General features: G+C 74.7%; 13 protein-coding genes. 5 read left to right on the top strand and 8 right to left on the bottom strand.

The features are described from left to right. Positions 1-2: 2 nt before the first annotated feature. Both AB2U05_RS14330 and AB2U05_RS14325 read right to left on the bottom strand, forming a co-directional pair. Positions 3-536, bottom strand: coding sequence for a hypothetical protein (locus AB2U05_RS14330; protein ID WP_045692349.1), 534 nt, complete (start codon positions 534-536; stop codon positions 3-5). Positions 537-620: 84 nt separating this feature from the next. After that, entirely contained in the window at positions 621-1,931 is a 1,311-nt protein-coding gene (locus tag AB2U05_RS14325; protein WP_107072838.1) for an MFS transporter, read from the bottom strand. A 609-nt stretch (positions 1,932-2,540) separates the two neighbouring features. On the opposite strand from AB2U05_RS14325, the gene AB2U05_RS14320 reads away from it, so the two are divergent. Both AB2U05_RS14320 and AB2U05_RS14315 read left to right on the top strand, forming a co-directional pair. After that, positions 2,541-3,422 carry a DUF3027 domain-containing protein gene (locus AB2U05_RS14320; RefSeq protein ID WP_045692350.1) on the top strand — a complete coding sequence of 294 codons (882 nt, stop codon included), beginning with the start codon at positions 2,541-2,543 and terminating at the stop codon, positions 3,420-3,422. A 152-nt stretch (positions 3,423-3,574) separates the two neighbouring features. After that, positions 3,575-6,871, top strand: a complete 3,297-nt coding sequence (locus tag AB2U05_RS14315) for a sacsin N-terminal ATP-binding-like domain-containing protein (protein ID WP_369183402.1) — start codon at positions 3,575-3,577, stop codon at positions 6,869-6,871. Between the two features lie 7 nt (positions 6,872-6,878). On the opposite strand, the gene AB2U05_RS14310 is transcribed toward AB2U05_RS14315, so the two are convergent. The 3 genes from AB2U05_RS14310 to AB2U05_RS14300 are packed head-to-tail and all read right to left on the bottom strand — an operon-like array spanning position 6,879 to position 9,943. Beyond that, complete coding sequence (locus tag AB2U05_RS14310) at positions 6,879-7,076, bottom strand: hypothetical protein (RefSeq protein WP_369183401.1); 198 nt, start codon at positions 7,074-7,076, stop codon at positions 6,879-6,881. A 28-nt stretch (positions 7,077-7,104) separates the two neighbouring features. Beyond that, complete coding sequence (locus AB2U05_RS14305; protein ID WP_078859537.1) at positions 7,105-9,588, bottom strand: HAD-IC family P-type ATPase; 2,484 nt, start codon at positions 9,586-9,588, stop codon at positions 7,105-7,107. A gap of 52 nt (positions 9,589-9,640) precedes the next feature. Beyond that, positions 9,641-9,943, bottom strand: a complete 303-nt coding sequence (locus AB2U05_RS14300; protein WP_045692351.1) for a DUF2530 domain-containing protein — start codon at positions 9,941-9,943, stop codon at positions 9,641-9,643. A 230-nt stretch (positions 9,944-10,173) separates the two neighbouring features. On the opposite strand from AB2U05_RS14300, the gene AB2U05_RS14295 reads away from it, so the two are divergent. Beyond that, the gene (locus AB2U05_RS14295) at positions 10,174-11,634 is read left to right on the top strand and encodes an NCS2 family permease (protein WP_369183400.1); all 1,461 of its coding nucleotides are present in this window, start codon (positions 10,174-10,176) and stop codon (positions 11,632-11,634) included. A gap of 198 nt (positions 11,635-11,832) precedes the next feature. Here the strand turns inward: AB2U05_RS14295 and AB2U05_RS14290 are convergent, their stop codons facing one another. Then, positions 11,833-12,282, bottom strand: coding sequence for a VOC family protein (locus AB2U05_RS14290; protein WP_045709909.1), 450 nt, complete (start codon positions 12,280-12,282; stop codon positions 11,833-11,835). 133 nt (positions 12,283-12,415) lie between these two features. Between AB2U05_RS14290 and AB2U05_RS14285 the strand changes: the two genes are divergently transcribed. Continuing rightward, complete coding sequence (locus AB2U05_RS14285; protein ID WP_045692355.1) at positions 12,416-13,339, top strand: DUF4231 domain-containing protein; 924 nt, start codon at positions 12,416-12,418, stop codon at positions 13,337-13,339. Positions 13,340-13,511: 172 nt separating this feature from the next. Further along, a complete protein-coding gene (locus tag AB2U05_RS14280) occupies positions 13,512-15,224 on the top strand; it encodes a hydrogenase maturation protein (protein WP_369183399.1) in 1,713 nt (570 codons plus the stop codon). A gap of 78 nt (positions 15,225-15,302) precedes the next feature. On the opposite strand, the gene AB2U05_RS14275 is transcribed toward AB2U05_RS14280, so the two are convergent. Continuing rightward, positions 15,303-16,280, bottom strand: coding sequence for an MHYT domain-containing protein (locus AB2U05_RS14275; RefSeq protein WP_369183398.1), 978 nt, complete (start codon positions 16,278-16,280; stop codon positions 15,303-15,305). A gap of 386 nt (positions 16,281-16,666) precedes the next feature. Further along, a complete protein-coding gene (locus AB2U05_RS14270; protein ID WP_045692357.1) occupies positions 16,667-17,068 on the bottom strand; it encodes a VOC family protein in 402 nt (133 codons plus the stop codon). Positions 17,069-17,085: the final 17 nt, after the last annotated feature.

The following is a 17,085-nucleotide window of genomic DNA, read 5'->3' as shown; positions in this document are numbered from 1 at the left end:
CGTCAGCTGTCCTGCGGGTTCAGCTGGAAGTACCAGATGGCGGTCGGGTTCTCGAGGCCCTTCTCGCCCTCGAACACCGTGATGACCGTCGGCTGCCCGTTGTTGTTCAGCACGCTGCCGGCCGGGTGGAGGCCGGAGAACGTGGAGGTCTTGCTGTAGGCCGAGATCAGGAACTGCCGGCTGCCGGTCGCCCCGCCGCCGTTGCTGAGCGCCATCCAGCCCTGGTCCGCCACCTGCGGGGAGACGCCGATGCCGACGCGGTCGCTCAGCTTGACGTCGGAGCCCGGCAGGGTGCCGTCCTTGGAGGCCTTGTTCGCGTCCGCCAGGCACTTCTCCTGGTCGGCGTCGGACAGCGGCTTGCCGTCGTTGTAGCAGAACGGGTCGTGGGCCGAGGAGGAGCGGCCGACCGTCAGGGTGACGCGGTGGTCGTTCATCTCCTGCTTGTCGGACGCGACGGCGATGGACCCGCCGACCGTGCCGGCGCCGACCACGACGACGGCGCCGAGGGCGGCGATGACACGGGGATTGAGGCTCATGGGTCAGAATCTACCGGGCCGGGGCGATCACGCTACGCGGGGGTGGCCACCGCGTGTTGCCGGGCGGGCGGCCCGACCGGCCGCTCAGGCCACCCGGGGCGCGGCCTGACGCCGCCGCAGGCCCACCCGCAGCAGGGTGCGGGCCGTCCACAGCAGCACCAGCCCGACCACCGCGGCGGCCACCGACAGGCCCAGCACCCCGTTCAGCGGCAGCAGGATGCCGACCGCGCCGCCCGCCACCCAGGACAGCTGCATCAGCGTCTCCGAGCGGGCGAACGCCGAGGTGCGCACCGCCTCCGGGACGTCCCGCTGGATCAGCGCGTCCAGGGCCAGCTTGCCCAGCGAGGCCGCCATCCCGGACACCCCCGCCACCAGCACCACCGTCACCACGCCGTACCAGAGCGCGGCCGCCGCCGTCACGCAGGTGGCCAGCAGCAGCATCGCGGTGACCGTCGCCTCCGGGCCCCGGGTGCGCAGCCAGGAGCCCAGCACCGAGCCCAGCGCGTTGCCGGTGCCCGCCGCCAGCGCCACCAGGCCCAGGGCGAGGGTCGGCCGCAGTCCGCCGATCGGGTCGGTGCGCAGCAGGAACGCCAGGAACATCACCAGGAAGCCGACCAGCCACTTCATCGCCGACATGGCCCGCAGCGCCAGCACCACGGACGGGCCGACGGTGCGCAGCGAGGCCTTGACCGGCGGGGTGCGGTGGGGCAGGAGGTGGGAGCCCTCGCCGTGCACCTCGGCGTGCAGGACGGCCCGCTGCTCGCCCTTCGCCGAGTCGACCTCGTGCGGCAGGTGGAAGGCCATCAGGGTGCCGACCACGAACACCAGGAACGCGCCGCGCAGCGGCCAGCCGGGCCCGATCAGGTGCAGCAGCCCGCCCACCCCGGCGGCCACGCCGGTGGCCAGCAGCCCGGCCAGGGTGACCCGGGAGTTCGCCTTGACCAGGGACAGCCGGCTCGGCAGCAGCCGCGGCACCACCACGCTGCGCACCACCCCGTACGCCTTGGAGGCGACCAGCACGCCCAGCGCCTCCGGGTAGAGCGCGAGGCCGCCGCCGGTGATCACCCCGGCCATCGTCCAGGCCAGGACGGCGCGGGCGAGCATCGCCATCGCCATGGCGGCCCGGCGGCCGTGCGGCAGCCGGTCCAGCAGGGGGCCGATCACCGGGGCGAGCAGGGCGAAGGGGGCCATCGTGATCAGCAGGTAGAGGGCGACCCGGCCGCGGGCCTCGCCGGTGGGCACCGAGAAGAAGATGGTCGAGGCCAGCGCGACGGTGATCAGCATGTCGCCGAAGGAGTTCAGCGCGTGCAGTTCGATCAGCTTCGCCAGGCCGGACTCGCCGGCGCCCTCGGCGGAGGTGGCGCGGCGGATCCGGCGGCCGGTGCCGTGCACCACCTTGCCGGTGCGGGCGCCGGCGGCGGAGGCGGTGCGGATCAGGAAGTGGCGGCGGGGCTCGGGGGCGTCCTCGTCGAGCCGGTCCTCGTCCTGAGGTTCCTCCGGAGGAGGCTCGTCGGCCGGCGGCCGCTCGGCCGGTTTCGGGTGCTTGACCAGGCTCACCGGGGTGCCGGGCGCCCCGGGGCCGCCCTCCGGCCGCGGTTCGCCCGCGCCGAGGACCGGGGTCTGCCGTCGCGGCACGGCGTCCGCGTCGTCGGGGCTGCCGGCCTGCGGGGCGCGCAGTGCGTGCTGCGACGGTTTCTCGTCCGCCACAAGCCCATCCTGCCCCAGATTCACCGCGGTGACGCGGGATTGCGCGGCCCTCGGCGCGGCCCCCGGCGGACCGCCCGCCCGCCCCGGACTGTGCCCGGGCGCCGACCGGCGGGTAGCCTGCCCAAGGTCCTACCCCGCGGCCGGGGCGCCGACCGGCCCGGACGAGCGGCGCGGCCGGTACCGCGGCGGGCCACGGTCGCGCAGAATGGACCAGGGACCACCGAGCCGCGACGGAACAGGCAAACACGCCGTGGGCGACAGAAGAACTGGGAGAGAATCGACGCCGTGAGTGCTGCGATGCGAAGCCGTACCCCCGACCGGCTCTGTGCCGAGGCCGTCGAACTCGCCCGTCAGGCAGCCGAGGAGGCCGTCGGTGCGGAGGTCGTCGGGCCGCACCTCGGGGTCCAGGCGGACGCCGACCGCGTCGTCACCCACACCTTCGAGTGCCTGGACGCCGCCTACCGCGGCTGGCACTGGGCGGTCACCGTCGCCCGGGCCCCGCGCGCCAAGAACGTCACCCTGGACGAGGTCGTGCTGCTGCCCGGCGCCGACGCCGTCCTCGCCCCCGAGTGGGTGCCGTGGAGCGAGCGGCTGCGCCCCGGCGACATGGGCCCCGGCGACCTGCTGCCCACCGGCGCCGACGACGAGCGGCTGGAGCCCGGCTGGAGCGGCGAGGACGAGCCGGCGCCGAACTCCGCGGTCGCGCTGGTGGCCGACGAGGACGTGGTCGTCACCGACCCGCACGTGCAGCCCGCCCCGGCCCGCGCCCAGATCAACGCCGTCGCCGAGGAGCTCGGCATGGGCCGCAGCCGGGTGCTCTCCCGGCTCGGCCTGCACCTGGCCGCCGACCGCTGGGAGAAGGCGCACGGCCCGCAGTCCCCGATGGCGCAGGCCGCGCCCGCGGCGTGCGTCAGCTGCGGCTTCCTGATCCCGATCGGCGGCTCGCTCGGGCAGGCCTTCGGCGTGTGCGGCAACGAGTTCGGCCCGGCGGACGGGCAGATCGTCTCCTTCGCGTACGGCTGCGGCGGGCACTCCGAGGCGGCCGTGATCCCGGCCCCGCCGGCGCCGGCCGAGCTGATCCTCGACGAGCTGGTCGTCGAGCCGATGCAGCTGCACCCGGACCGCGCCTCCGGCTCGGTCGAGCCGGACGCCCCGGCCGAGGAGCTCGGCCACTCCTGACGCTCCGTCCCGAGGCCCGTCCCGTCGATCCGGCGGGGCGGGCCTCGGCGTTCCCCGCGGCGGTGCTCCGGCGGGGCCGTGGTCCGGAGCAGTCAGTGGGGCAGGGAAGAATGCCCCTACGACGTACAGGGCGGCGGAAGGCGGCAGGTCCCGTGGAACCTCGGATCATCGGCAGCGGCACGGACGAGCACCTCGCGGACCCCTTCGGGTGCGCCGGGCTGCGTCGGCGGGTGCTGGACGCCTGGGCCGCCTCGCCGGCCCGGTTCCGGGAGGACGCCAACGCCGAGGAGGAACTGGCGCTCGGCGGCTACCGCGACCGCCTGGTCGTCGAACTGGCGCAGAACGCGGCCGACGCCGCGCTGCGCGCCGGACACGGCCCCGGGCGGCTGCGGCTCACCCTCGCGGACGGCGTGCTGGCCGCCGCCAACACCGGCGCCCCGCTGGACGCGGCCGCCGTCGAGTCGCTGTCCACCCTGCGCGCCTCTTCCAAGCGCGGCGAGGCGCCCAGCGTGGGCCGCTTCGGCGTCGGCTTCGCCGCCGTCCTCGCCGTCACCGACGAGCCGGCCGTGCTCGGCGCCGCCGGCGGGGTGCGCTGGTCGCTGGCCGAGGCCCGCTCGCTCGCCGAGGCGCAGCCCGCGCTGGCCGACGAGCTGCGCCGCCGGGACGGCCACGTGCCGCTGCTGCGGCTGCCGTTCGGGGCCGAGGGCGAGGCCCCCACGGGCTACGACACCGTGGTGGTGCTGCCGCTGCGGGACGCCGCCGCCGAGGACCTGACCCGCCGGCTGCTGGCCGGGATCGACGACGCGCTGCTGCTCACCCTGCCCGGCCTGGCCGAGGTCGTGGTGGAGACCCCGGAGGGCGTCCGGACGCTCACCCGCTCCGCCGCCGAGCCCCGCCCGGACGGCGTCACCGAGGTCACCGTCACCGACGACGCGGCAGGGCTGCCGCGCCGCACCGTCTGGCAGACCGCCGGCACCTCCGGCACCCTGGACGCCGCGCTGCTCGCCGACCGACCCACCGAGGAGCGCAGCCGCCCGTACTGGACCGTCACCTGGGCGGTGCCGGTGGCCGAGGACGGCACCCCGCAGCGGCCCGGGATCGCGCCGGTGCTGCACGCGCCCACCCCCAGCGACGAGCCGATCGGCCTGCCCGCGCTGCTGATCGCCTCCTACCCGCTGGACTCCACCCGCCGGCACGTCGCCCCCGGCCCGCTCGCCGACTTCCTCACCGAGCGCGCCGCGGACGGCTACGCCGACCTGCTGCGGGCCCGCGGCGCCGACCTCGGCTCGCTCGGCCTCGTCCCCGGCCCGCTCGGGCAGGGCGCGCTGGACAACGCGCTGCGCGCGGCCGTCCTCTCCCGGCTGCCCGACACGCCGTTCCTGCCGCACCCCGCGCCGGTCGAGGAGGAAACGCCCGCGCTGCGGCCCCGGGACGCGACGCTGCTGGAGGGCGCGGACGGATCGGTGGTCGAGGCGCTGGCGCCGATCTTCCCCGGGCTGCTGCCGGCCGGGCTGGAGCGCCGCACCGAGCTGCGGGTGCTGAACGTGCGCCGGGTGCCGCTGGCCGAGGTGGTCGACCAGCTCGGCGGCCTGGACCGCGACCCCGGCTGGTGGCGCAACCTGTACGCGGCGCTCGGCGGGGCCGACCCGGAGGCGCTGGGCGCGCTGCCGGTGCCGCTCGCGGACGGGCGGACGGTCACCGGGCCGCGCCGCGTCCTGCTGCCCTCCGAGGACGCCGACTGGGCGGCCTTCCCCGGCTACCCCGAGTCGCTGGCCGGCGCGCTCGCCGCGCTCGACCTGCGCCTCGCCCACCCCGAGGCCGCGCACCCGCTGCTGGCCAAGCTCGGCGCCGGCACCGCGACCCCGGCCGGGGTGCTGGACACCCCCGAGGTGCGCGCCGCCGTCGCCCGCTCCTACGAGCTGGCCGAGGACGACCTGGACGCCGCGCTCGAACTCGCCGACGCCGTCCTGGCGCTGGTCAAGGCCGCCGCCCCCGAGCCGGGCGAACACCCCTGGCTGGCCCGGCTGGCGCTGCTCGACGACGAGGGCGAGCCCGCCCGCGCGGGCGAACTCCTGCTGCCCGGCAGCCCGTTCGCCGCGATCGCGCGCGAGGAGGACGCCGGCTGGGTGGACGAGGAGCTGCTGGAGCGCTGGGGCCCCGAGGTGCTGGCCGCGGTGGGCGTGCCGACCGACTTCGTCCTGGTCCGCGCCGAGGACGTGGTGCTCGACCCGGACGACCTGGAGCGGCTCGACCCCACCGCCCCCGCCGACCGCGCGGCCGGCGGCCACCCCACCGGGCTGCTCGACGAGGCCCCGGACGGCCTCGCCGAATGGGCCGAGGACGCGCTGGAGGCGCTGAACGCGGACCAGGCGGTCGGCGTGCCGCCGGTCGCCGCCGAACTGCTGGCCGTCCGCGACCTCGACCTGGTGGACGACGACGCCTGGCCCGAGGCGCTGGCCGCGCTCGCCCGCCCGCCGTACCGGGACGCCGTGGTCAGCCCCGTCCGCACCCTGCTGCCGGACGGCACCTACGCCGACCTGCCGCCGTACACCGCCTGGTGGCTGCGCGACCACCCGGTGCTGGACGGCCGCGAGCCCGCCGGGCTGCGCGCCGCCGGCGCCGACCCGCTGCTGCGCGGGCTGTACGACGAGGCGCGCACCACCCTGGACGAACAGTTCCTGCACGCCCTCGGGGTGCGCACCACGCTGGCCGCGCTGCTCGCCGAGCCGCACGGGCCGGACGAGGTGCTGGACCGGATGACCGACCCGGAGGCCGAGGTCGGGCACCGCCAACTGCACGGCATCCACAGCGCGTTGGCCCGGGTCGACGTCGAGCGGATCGAACCGCTGGACGTGGTGCGGGCGTTGCCGCCGCTGGACCCGGCCACCGGGCGCCGCCCGGCCCACACCGTGGTGGTGGACGCCACCGAGGCGGTCGTCGCCGACGCCCCCGACCTGGTCCAGCTCCTGCACCCGTACCCGCTGCTGCCCGTCGCCCCGGCGCTGGCCGCGGACCTCGCCGAGCGGCTGCACGTGTCGCTGGCCAGCGAGGTGGCCGGCGGCCGGGTGCTCTCCGAGGGCGTGCTGCACCGGGTCCCCGCCGTGGTGCGGGAGCTGCTGCCCGGCTGCCCGGTCGCGTACGAGGAGCACGAGGAGCTGCTGGTCGTCGGGCCGGACGGCGCCGAGGCGGCCGTCGACTGGCGGTGGGACCAGACGGCCGGGGCGCCGGAGCCGCCGTACGACCCGGAGCTGGCCGAAGCCGCCGACGAGGACGACGAGTTCGAGGTCCCGCCGGTGCCCGGGCTGCTGCACGCCGCCACCCCGGAGGGCCTGGCGGCCGGGCTCGCCTGGTCGGTCGGGCAGTGGCACCGGCGGTTCGAGGTGCTGGCCGCGCTCAGCGAGCCGGACCGCGCGTACGAGCTGTCCGCGGCCCGGGACTTCGAGGGCTAGTCCCTCCCTAGGTGCGCGGCTTGAGCCGCAGGTAGACGGTGGTGGTGACGGTCAGCCAGACGGCGCCGAGCGTCACCGCCACCGCCGCCTTCAGCGGCCGGACCGGCACGCCGATGCCCGCCATCACCAGGGCCACCAGCCCGGCCGCCAGCACCCCGCCGACGAAGGCGATGAACGCCTCCAACTCCCCGCCTCTACGCGTCATGCGGCCATGCTAGGTGCGGGGGGTGGCGTCATTCCAGGCCGCGACGCTTCATGACGGCCCAGGCGATCTCCAGCGCCGCGCCGCAGACCAGCGCGATGGCGACCCCGATCCACGGGTCGCGGTAGCCCACCAGGCGCAGCTGGAAGAAGTCCGAGAACGCCGGGACCAGCAGCACCAGCGCGAAGGCGCCGCCCATCGCGCCGATCAGCAGCAGCCGCCACCAGGAGTACGGGCGGGCGACGATGGCGAGCACCCAGATGGCGATCAGGAACAGCGTCAGGGTGGCCACGCTGGTGTCGGCCTTGAGATCGGTCGCGTGGTCGGCGCGGGCGAGCGCGTAGGCGACGAAGGTGCCGGTGCCGGCGATCGCGCCGCCCGGGACGGCCAGGCGCAGCACCCGCTTCACGAAGCCGGTGCGGGCCCGCTCGTTGTTGGGGGCGAGGGCCAGGAAGAAGGCCGGCACGCCGATGGTGAGCGTGGACAGCACGGTGGAGTGCCGGGGCAGGAACGGGTACGGCGAGTGGGTGAAGATCACCAGCAGTGCCAGCAGCACCGAGTAGACCGTCTTGACCAGGAACAGCGAGGCGACCCGTTCGATGTTGCCGATCACCCGGCGGCCCTCGGCGACCACCGCGGGCAGGGTCGCGAAGGAGTCGTTCAGCAGCACGATCTGGGCGACGGCCTTGGTGGCGTCCGAGCCGGTGCCCATCGCCACGCCGATGTCGGCGTCCTTGAGCGCGAGCACGTCGTTGACGCCGTCGCCGGTCATCGCCACGGTGTGGCCGCGCGACTGCAGCGCGCCGACCAGCAGCCGCTTCTGCTGCGGGGTGACCCGGCCGAACACGCTGGTGCGGTCGGCGGTGTCGGCCAGCGCCTGCGGGTCCTCGGGCAGGGAGCGGGCGTCCAGCGGGTGCTCGGCGCCGGGCAGGCCCAGGTGGGCGGCCACCGCGCCGACCGAGACCGCCGCGTCGCCGGAGATCACCTTCGCCCGGACCCGCTGCCCCTCGAAGTAGCGCAGGGTGTCGGCGGCGTCCGCGCGCAGCCGCTGCTGCAGCACCACCAGGGCGAGCGGGACGAGGTCGGCCGCCGGGTCGGGGGCGTCCAGCGGGACGGGCGTGCGGCCGAGCAGCAGCACCCGCAGGCCCTGCGCGCCCAGCTCGTCCACCTCGGCGAGCGCCGGGTGCCCGGCGGGCAGCAGCACGTCCGGGGCGCCGAGCAGCCAGCTGGCCTCGCCGCCCTGCGGCTCCAGCAACTGCACGCCGCTCCACTTGCGGGCGGAGGAGAACGGCATCGCCTCGATCACCCGCCAGCCGTCGCCCCCGGGCGTGGCGCCCCCGGAGGTGCCACCCCCGGAGGTGTCGCCGCCGCGCCCGTACTTGTCGATCACGGCCTGCATGGACGGGTTGGGGCGGGCGTCGGCGCCGGCCATCACGCCGAGCGCGTGCTTGATGGTGTCCTTGTCGACCGGCGCGGGCTCGCCGTTGGCGATCACCCGCAGGTCGATCACGTCCATGCCGCCCTCGGTGAGAGTGCCGGTTTTGTCCAGGCAGACGGTGTCCACCCGGGCCAGGCCCTCGATCGCCGGCAGCTCCTGCACCAGGCACTGCTTGCGGCCCAGCCGGATCACGCCGATCGCGAAGGCGACCGAGGTCAGCAGCACCAGGCCCTCGGGGACCATCGGGACGATGCCGGCCACCATCCGCCGCACCGCCTCGCGCCAGTCGCGGCCCTCGACGGCCAGCTGGCTGATGATCAGGCCGAGGGCGGTGGGGATCAGCAGGTAGGTGATGAACCGCAGGATGCTGTCGATGCCGCTGCGCAACTCCGACTTCACCAGGGTGAACTTGCTGGCCTCCTCGGCCAGCTGCGCCGCGTAGGCCTCGCGGCCGACCTTGGTGGCGGTGAACGCGCCCGCGCCGGCCACCACGAAGCTGCCGGACATCACCTGGTCGCCCGGGTGCTTGAGGACGGGGTCGGGCTCGCCGGTGAGCAGCGACTCGTCGATCTCCAGGCCGTCCGCCTCGCTGACCAGGCCGTCCACGATCACCTTGTCGCCGATGCCGAGCAGCACGGTGTCGTCGAGCACGATCTCGGAGACGGCGACCTGCTGGACGGTGCCGTCCCGGCGCACCTGCGGGCGGGCCTCGCCGATCAGGGCCAGGCTGTCGAGGGTCTTCTTGGCGCGCAGTTCCTGGATGATGCCGATCGCCGTGTTGGCGACGATGACCAGGCCGAAGAGGCCGTCCTGGATCGGTCCGACGATCAGGATGATCCCGAACATGATGCCGATGATCGCGTTGAAGCGGGTGAAGACATTCGCCCGGACGATCTCCCGGGTGGAGCGGCTGGACCGCACCGGTACGTCGTTGACCTGCCCGTTCGCGACCCGCTCGGCGACCTCGGAGGCGGTCAGGCCACCGCGGCGGCCGGGCAGCAGGCCGAGCGGGTGGGCGCCGTCCGGCCGGATGCCGTCCGCGGGCTGCTCGTCCGAAGGGTGCGCAGGCTGCGTCATGGCACCGACTCTACGGGCGCCTCATGTTCGGTGCGTGCTACGAAAAGACTATTCAGTCCGACTGGGTGGCCGCGGCCTGGCCGTCGCCGTCCGCCTCCTGGCGGGAGGCCTCGGCGGCGCGGTCCCGGGCGATGGCGGCCCGGCGGGCGCGGCAGTACCAGAGGCCGATCAGGCCGAGCAGGCCGCCGGAGAGGCAGATCCACGGCCAGGTGCCGTGGCCGTGGTCGGAGAGCGTGCCCTGGAAGGGGACCAGCGCCAGGAAGGCGACGAACCACAGCACCGTGCCGCCGCCGACGATGGCGACGTCGTTGGCCTCCAGCGGAGGGGGCGAGGGGTGCAGCGGGGTCTTGGGCATGGGGCCTAGCGTACGGTGCGGCGGAGGTTCCCCGGCGGCTGCCGGGGGTGGCGGCGGTCCGTACGGGCGGCGGCCGGCCTCGGCCGGGGCCGTTATGCCGCCCCACCTGGGGCTCTACGCGCGAAGATAGCGCGTGTGCGATCGGGAAACCATACTTAAACGTCCAAGCCCCGGCCACCGTCGCCCCGGGCGGACCCCCTCTCCTCAGCTCCCCCACAGAGGACGCAAGCATGCCTGTGGTCCAGCCGACCACCGAGTCGCCCGAACCCGCCGACACCGCGCCCGAGCCCCCCGGCGGCGCGCTGGACCGCTTCTTCCGGATCGGCGAGCGCGGCTCCACCCTGCCGCGCGAGATCCGCGGCGGTGTCGCCACCTTCTTCACCATGGCGTACATCCTGGTGCTGAACCCGATCATCCTGGCCAGCGCCACGGACATGACCGGGGCCCACCTCGACAGCGCCCAGCTGGTCACCGCCACCGCCCTCACCGCCGGGCTCACCACCCTGCTGATGGGCGTGATCGGCAACGTCCCGATCGGCCTGGCCGCCGGCCTCGGCGTCAACACCATCGTGGCGCTCCAGCTCGCGCCCAAGATGACCTGGCCCGACGCCATGGGCATGGTCGTGCTCGCCGGCTTCGCGATCATGCTGCTGGTGGCCACCGGCCTGCGCGAGCGCGTCATGAACGCCGTGCCGCTCGGCCTGCGCAAGGCCATCGCGATCGGCATCGGCCTGTTCATCAGCCTGGTCGGCCTGGTCGACTCCGGCTTCGTCAGCCGCATCCCGGACGCCGCCCACACCACCGTCCCGCTGCAGCTCGGCGGCAGCGGGCACCTGCTGGGCTGGCCGGTGCTGGTCTTCGTGGTCGGCCTGCTGCTCACCCTGGTCCTGGTGATCCGCAAGGTGCCCGGCGCGATCCTGATCAGCATCGCCGTCTCCACCGGCCTCGCCGTGGTGATCGACAAGCTCGCCGACGTGCCCGCGCTCAAGTGGGGCCTCACCGTCCCGGCGTGGCCCGGCAACCCGGTCGCCGCCCCGGACTTCGGGCTGGTCGGCAAGGTCAGCCTGTTCGGCGGCTTCGAGAAGGTCGGCGTGCTGACCGGCGTGCTGTTCGTCTTCACCGTCCTGATGTCCTGCTTCTTCGACGCGATGGGCACGATCCTCGGCGTCGCCGACGAGGCGCACCTGCTGGACGAGAAGGGCGACCTGCCCGGCATCAACAAGATCCTCATGGTCGACGGCATCGCCACCGCCGCCGGCGGCGCCACCTCCGCCTCCGCCAACACCTGCTTCGTCGAGTCCACCGCCGGCGTCGGCGAGGGCGCCCGCACCGGCTTCGCCTCGATCGTCACCGGCCTGCTCTTCGTGGTGGCGCTCTTCCTCACCCCGCTCGCCACCATGGTCCCCGCCCAGGCCGCCACCCCGGCCCTGGTCACGGTCGGCTTCCTGATCCTCGCGAACTCCATCAAGGAGATCGACTGGGCCGACCACACCCTCGCGATCCCGGCCTTCCTGACCATCGTGATGATGCCGTTCACCTACAGCATCACCAACGGCCTGGGCATCGGGTTCATCACCTTCTGCGTCCTGCGGGTCGCGGCCGGTCGGGGACGTGAGGTGCCGATCGCGATGTACGCGGTGGCCGGTGTCTTCACCTTCTACTACCTGATGCCGGCCTTCGGCCTGCTCTGACGGCCCCCGGCCCCGCTGACGGCCCCGCTGACGGCCCCGCGCTCCCCGGAGCGCGGGGCCGTTTTTGATATCCGCCGTCACCGGGCAGTCGACCCGCTGGGTCGTGCCGGCCGGGGCGGCCGACTGAAGCCTCCGTTCCTCCGGCGCCGCGCGGCCCGTCCTCCGGTCAGGGAGGGCGGGCCGCGGCCGTGTCCGGGGTCAGTGGACGCAGAACTCGTTGCCCTCGGGGTCCTGCATGACCGTCCAGGCGCCGCCGGGCTCCTCGACGTGGCGCAGGAGGGTGGCGCCGAGGGTTTCGAGGCGGGTGACGGTGGCCGCGCGCTCGCCCGGGCCGGGGTGGACGTCCAGGTGGAGGCGGTTCTTGCCCTGCTTGGGCTCGGGGACGGCCTGGAAGAGGAGGCGGCGGCCGAGGCCGGTGTCGGAGGCCGGGTCGTGCGGGTCCTCCGGGTGGCGGACGGCGGCGAGGGTGCGCCAGGCGGGGTGGCCGTCGACCTCGGTGAGGGCGTCCTCGGTGACCGCGCCGGCGGCGAGCAGGCGGGTGATCAGGGTGCTGTGGTCCTCGACGGTGTAGTCGAGGGCGGCACCCCAGAAGGCGGCCTGGCGGTGCGGGTCGGCGCAGTCGATGACGAGCTTCCAGTGCAGCGGCATGTAACCCTTTATAGAGGTTACCGGTGGGGCGGGGCAATCACCGCCGGTCGCGGGATGTCAAAAAGGCGACCGTGTAGGGCAGTTGGCGATGGGCATACTGCCTGGGCGGACGATGGGGGAGGGGGCTCGAACGATGGTGCGACAGGATCCGCCCGGGGGAGTCGAGGCGCAGCTGCTGCCGGAGCTGTTCTGGCGCGCGGACAGGGCCTCGTTGGACGGGCAGCGCGAGACGCTGCGCTGGTACCGCGGACTCATCGCGATGCTGGTGCTCGCCGCGCTGATCGGCTCGCTGCCGGGCCCGGACCACAAGGGCGACGGCGACATCACGCCGCTGTTCTCGGTGGCCGCGTTCCTGGTCGCCGGCTACTTCTGGTCCCGGCTGCGCCGCGGCAACCCGCAGGGCCGCTGGTACCAGGCGCGGGCGGCGGCCGAGTCGGTGAAGACGCTGGCCTGGAAGTACACCGTCCGGGCCCGGCCGTTCGACGGCGAGGGCGAGTCCGCGGACGTGGACCACGGCTACCTGCTGCAGGTCGAGGACGTGCTGCGGGCCTTCGAGGACCCGGAGATCGTGCCGCCCGGCGCCGTCGCCGAGATCACCCCGGAGATGCGCCGGCAGCGGGCGGGCGACCTGGCCGCCCGGCGCACCCTCTACCTGCGCACCCGGGTCGAGGGCCAGCGCACCTGGTACCGCTCCCGGGCCGAGGCCTGCGACTCGCAGGCGGTCTCCTGGGGTCTGGGCATCGCGGCGCTGATCATCGTCGGTGCGGCCGCCGCCGTCGCGCAGGCCACCGGCGCCCTGCAGGTGCACATCTTCGGCGCCAGCTCGGCCGCGGCCGCGGCGATCATCGCCTGGACGCAGCTCAAGCAGCTCGGCCCGCTGGCGGCCGCCTACCAGCTGGCCGCGCGGGAGCTGGAGAACGTCGGCAACCAGCTGTCCGACCTGGACCTCCGGGCGCCGGACGCGGAGGCCCGCTGGGCCCGGCTGGCCGCCGAGGCGGAGGACGCCGTCTCCCGCGAGCACACCACCTGGCGGGCCCGCCGCGCCTTCCCCCGCTAGACCAACTCCGGGAAGAGACTGGGGAGATCCGGCGAAGCGGGGTCACTGAGGGCGCACAGGTGTGCGGGGTGCGTGAGGGTCGGGCGGGGAGCTGGGGACCGTAATCATTACGTGTCCATGTCGTGGTTTCATCGCCTCCGCGCGACCCGAAGTCCCTGCCCGGAGGCCCCCCTTGCGCATTCTCCTGATCGCCAGCGCGTTCAACAGCCTGACCCAGCGCGTCCACACCGAGCTGCGCGGACGCGGTCACCAGGTCGCCGTCCAGCTCGCCCTCGGCGACGAGCAGATGAGGGCGGCGGTGGCCCGGGTCGATCCCGAGCTGATCGTCTGCCCGATGCTGACCAAGGCCGTCCCGGAGGACATCTGGTCCAGCCGGACCGTCCTCATCGTGCACCCCGGCCCCAAGGGCGACCGCGGGCCCTCCTCGCTCGACTGGGCGATCACCGAGGGCGCGGAGCGCTGGGGCGTCACCGTGCTGCAGGCCGTCGCGGAGATGGACGCCGGCGACATCTGGGCGTCCGTCGAGTTCGCCGTCCCGGCCTGCGGCAAGAGCGAGCTGTACCGGGGCGCGGTCGCCGACGCCGCCGTCGAGGCCGTCCTGCTGGCCGTCCAGCGGTTCCAGGGCGGGCTGTTCACCCCCGAACCGCTCGACTACGGCCGCCCGGACGTGCACGGCGAGCTGCGGCCGTTCCTCAAGCAGGACGTCCGGCGGATCGACTGGGCGGCGGACGACACCGCCACCGTGCTGCGCAAGCTGCGCGCCGCCGACTCCCAGCCCGGCGTGCTCGACGAGCTGTACGGCCGCGAGTACTTCCTGCACGGCGGCCACCCCGAGGACGAGCTGCGCGGCCCGGAGCCCGGGGCCGTGCTCGCCACCCGGGACGGCGCGGTCTGCCGCGCCACCGTCGACGGCGCGGTGTGGATCCCGCAGCTGCGCCCGCGCCGCACCCCCGGCGGGCCCGCCACCTTCAAGCTGCCCGCCGCGACGGTGCTCGCCGAGGTCCTGGGCCGGGTCCGCGAGGTGCCGGTGAGCCCGGCCGCCGCCGCCCGCCGGGACACCTGGTCCGAGCTGCGCTACCGCGAGGAGGGCGACGTCGGGTACCTCGAATTCGCCTACGCGGGCGGGGCGATGAGCACCGAGCAGTGCCGCCGGCTGCTCGCCGCCTACCGGGAGGCGGCGGACCGGCCGACCTCGGTGCTGGTGCTCGGCGCGCCCCAGGACTTCTTCTCCAACGGGATCCACCTCAACGTCATCGAGGGCGCGCCTTTCCCGGCGCTGGAGTCCTGGGAGAACATCAACGCGATGGACGACCTCGTCGAGGCGATCCTGACCACCGACGACAAGCTCACCGTCGCCGCCCTGGCCGGCAACGCGGCGGCCGGCGGCCTGATGCTGGCGCTCGCCGCCGACGAGGTGTGGTGCCGCGAGTCGGCGGTGCTCAACCCGCACTACCGGCTGATGGGCCTGTACGGCTCCGAGTACTGGACGTACACCCTGCCGCGCCGGGTCGGCGCCGACCGGGCCGAGCGGCTGACCACCGAGGCGCTGCCGATCGGTGCCGAACTCGCCCACCGGATCGGCCTGGTGGACCGTACGGCCGGCGGGGACGCGGCGGCCTTCCGCCGCTGGACGCTCCGCGAGGCGGCCCGGCTGGCCGACTCGCCCGAGCTGACCGGGCGGCTGGTGGACAAGAAGCGCCGCCGGGCCGCCGACGAGGAGGAGAAGCCGCTGGCCGCGTACCGGGAGGAGGAACTGCGGCGGATGCACGCCAACTTCTACCGGGCGGGCGAGCCGTACCACGCGCTGCGGCGGGACTTCGTGCGCAAGGTCTGCCCGGTGGCCACGCCGGAGCACCTGACGGGGCTGCTCGGCCCGGCGGAGTGAGGGGATGAGAGCGGTGGGCGCCCGGCCGGGGTCCGGACGCCCACCCGTTCGCGGCGCTACCGGGGTGCTACCGGGGCGCTACCGGGCGGCGCCGGGGCCGCCGACCGGCCGCGGTGCCGTCTGCTGCGGGAACTGCTGCTCCTGCCAGGCCCGGTGGACCTGCTGCGCGCGCCGGAGCTGCTCGCCCAGCGGTGCCTCCCGGGGCTCCGGCACCCGGCCCGGGCGCGCGGGCTGCGAGGCCTGCGAGGGCCGCGACGTGCCCGACGAGCGAGACGCGCCCGAGGTGCGCGGCGGCAGCGGGGCCGCCGGGCCGAGCAGCAGCGGCTGCGCGTTGCTGTGGCTCGGCGAGACGGCGAAGGCGAGCGAGCCGAAGAACACGTAGCAGCCCAGCCCCGCACCGAGCGGGAAGATGAACTGCAGGGCCATCAGGCCGCCTTCGGTCGAGTGCGCGAGGTCCACCCGGACGGACAGCGCCGCCATACCGGTGTAGTGCATCGCGCAGACGGCGACGCCCATCACCGGCGCGGCGGCCAGGACGGCGAGCGTGCCCCGGATGTTCAGCGCGGCCCAGAGGGCGGCGGTGGCGGCGAACACCGCGATGGCGACGGAGAGCCCGACCGTGAAGTGGTCGTACTCGAGGTGGCCGGGCAGCACCATCGCGGCCATGCCCAGGTAGTGCATCGCGGCGACGCCGAGGCCGGTGGTCAGCCCGCCGATCAGCAGGGACAGGACGGGGCGCCGCCGCCAGTACCCGACCGTGAACAGGCCGATGCCGACCACCGCGACGGCGACCAGCAGGCTGAGCACCGTCAGCCCGGGCCGGTAGCTGATGTCGAGGCCGGAGACGGAGAAGCCGAGCATCGCGATGAAGTGCATGGACCAGATCCCGGCGCCCAGCGAGGTCGAGGCGAAGAGCAGCCAGACGAACCGGGTGCGGCCCTGCGAGACGAGGGCCCAGCGGGCGCTGCGCAGCGCGACGAAGGAGCCGAGGCAGGCGACGAAGTACGAGACCGCCGGTGTCACCCAGCCGTGGTCGGCATGGTGGATGTGACCCAAGAGGAACTCCCTGGACGGGGTGCGGGGAGGAGGGCGCCAGGCCCGGGCGGAGGCGGGGGCGGCCGGCGGACGGGCCGGCCGGACGGACGGCGGGGGCCGCGCGCGGGGGTGGGCATGCAGGAGACACCGCCGAAGGGGGCCTGGCCTGTGGTGCCCCTGACAACGGGGGACAGTAGTCATTGCCCGGCGGCGGCACAATGTTCGGGCTTTTGGTGAATTCCCTGGTCAGCGTGGGCCTTTACCGACTCTGCATGATCTTGGCACCAACCCCTGACAACTCGTTGCGCACAGTTCACTACAGCCGAAACGGCCGCTCCGACGACTGTTTCGGCTGCTGTCGGCGACTGTTCCGGTGGCTGGTCCGGCGGCTGTCGGCGGCGCCGCGGCTACGACAGCGGCGCTAGCCCGAACGGGTGGCCGGCCGGGTCGATCAGCACCTTGAGCGTGCGTCCGTGCTGGTAGGTCGGCTCGGTGGCGCCGAGCGCGAGGGCCTTGGCGGTGGCCTCGTCCAGGTCGTCGACGTAGAAGTCGAGGTGGAAATGCTTGCCGCCGTCCGGTTCCGTCCAGGGCTCCGGCCGGTAGCCGGTGACCCGGCCGAAGGCGAGCGGGCTGCCGCCCTCCGGGTTGTCCAGGATCGCGAAGTGCTCGTCCGCGTGCCGGGTCTCCCAGCCCAGCAGGTCGCCGTAGAACGCCGCCAGCGCGACCGGGTCGGCGCAGTCGATGGTGACCATGGCGAGACGGGCGAAGCCGGAGCCGTCGAGGGCGGGCTGTTCGGCGAGGTCGGACATGGCTGCTGGGCCCTTCT

This window comes from Streptomyces sp. Y1, from assembly GCF_041053115.1.
Taxonomy (GTDB): Bacteria; Actinomycetota; Actinomycetes; order Streptomycetales; family Streptomycetaceae; genus Kitasatospora; species Kitasatospora rubellomurina.
This window is presented reverse-complemented; position numbering and strand designations above follow the sequence as displayed.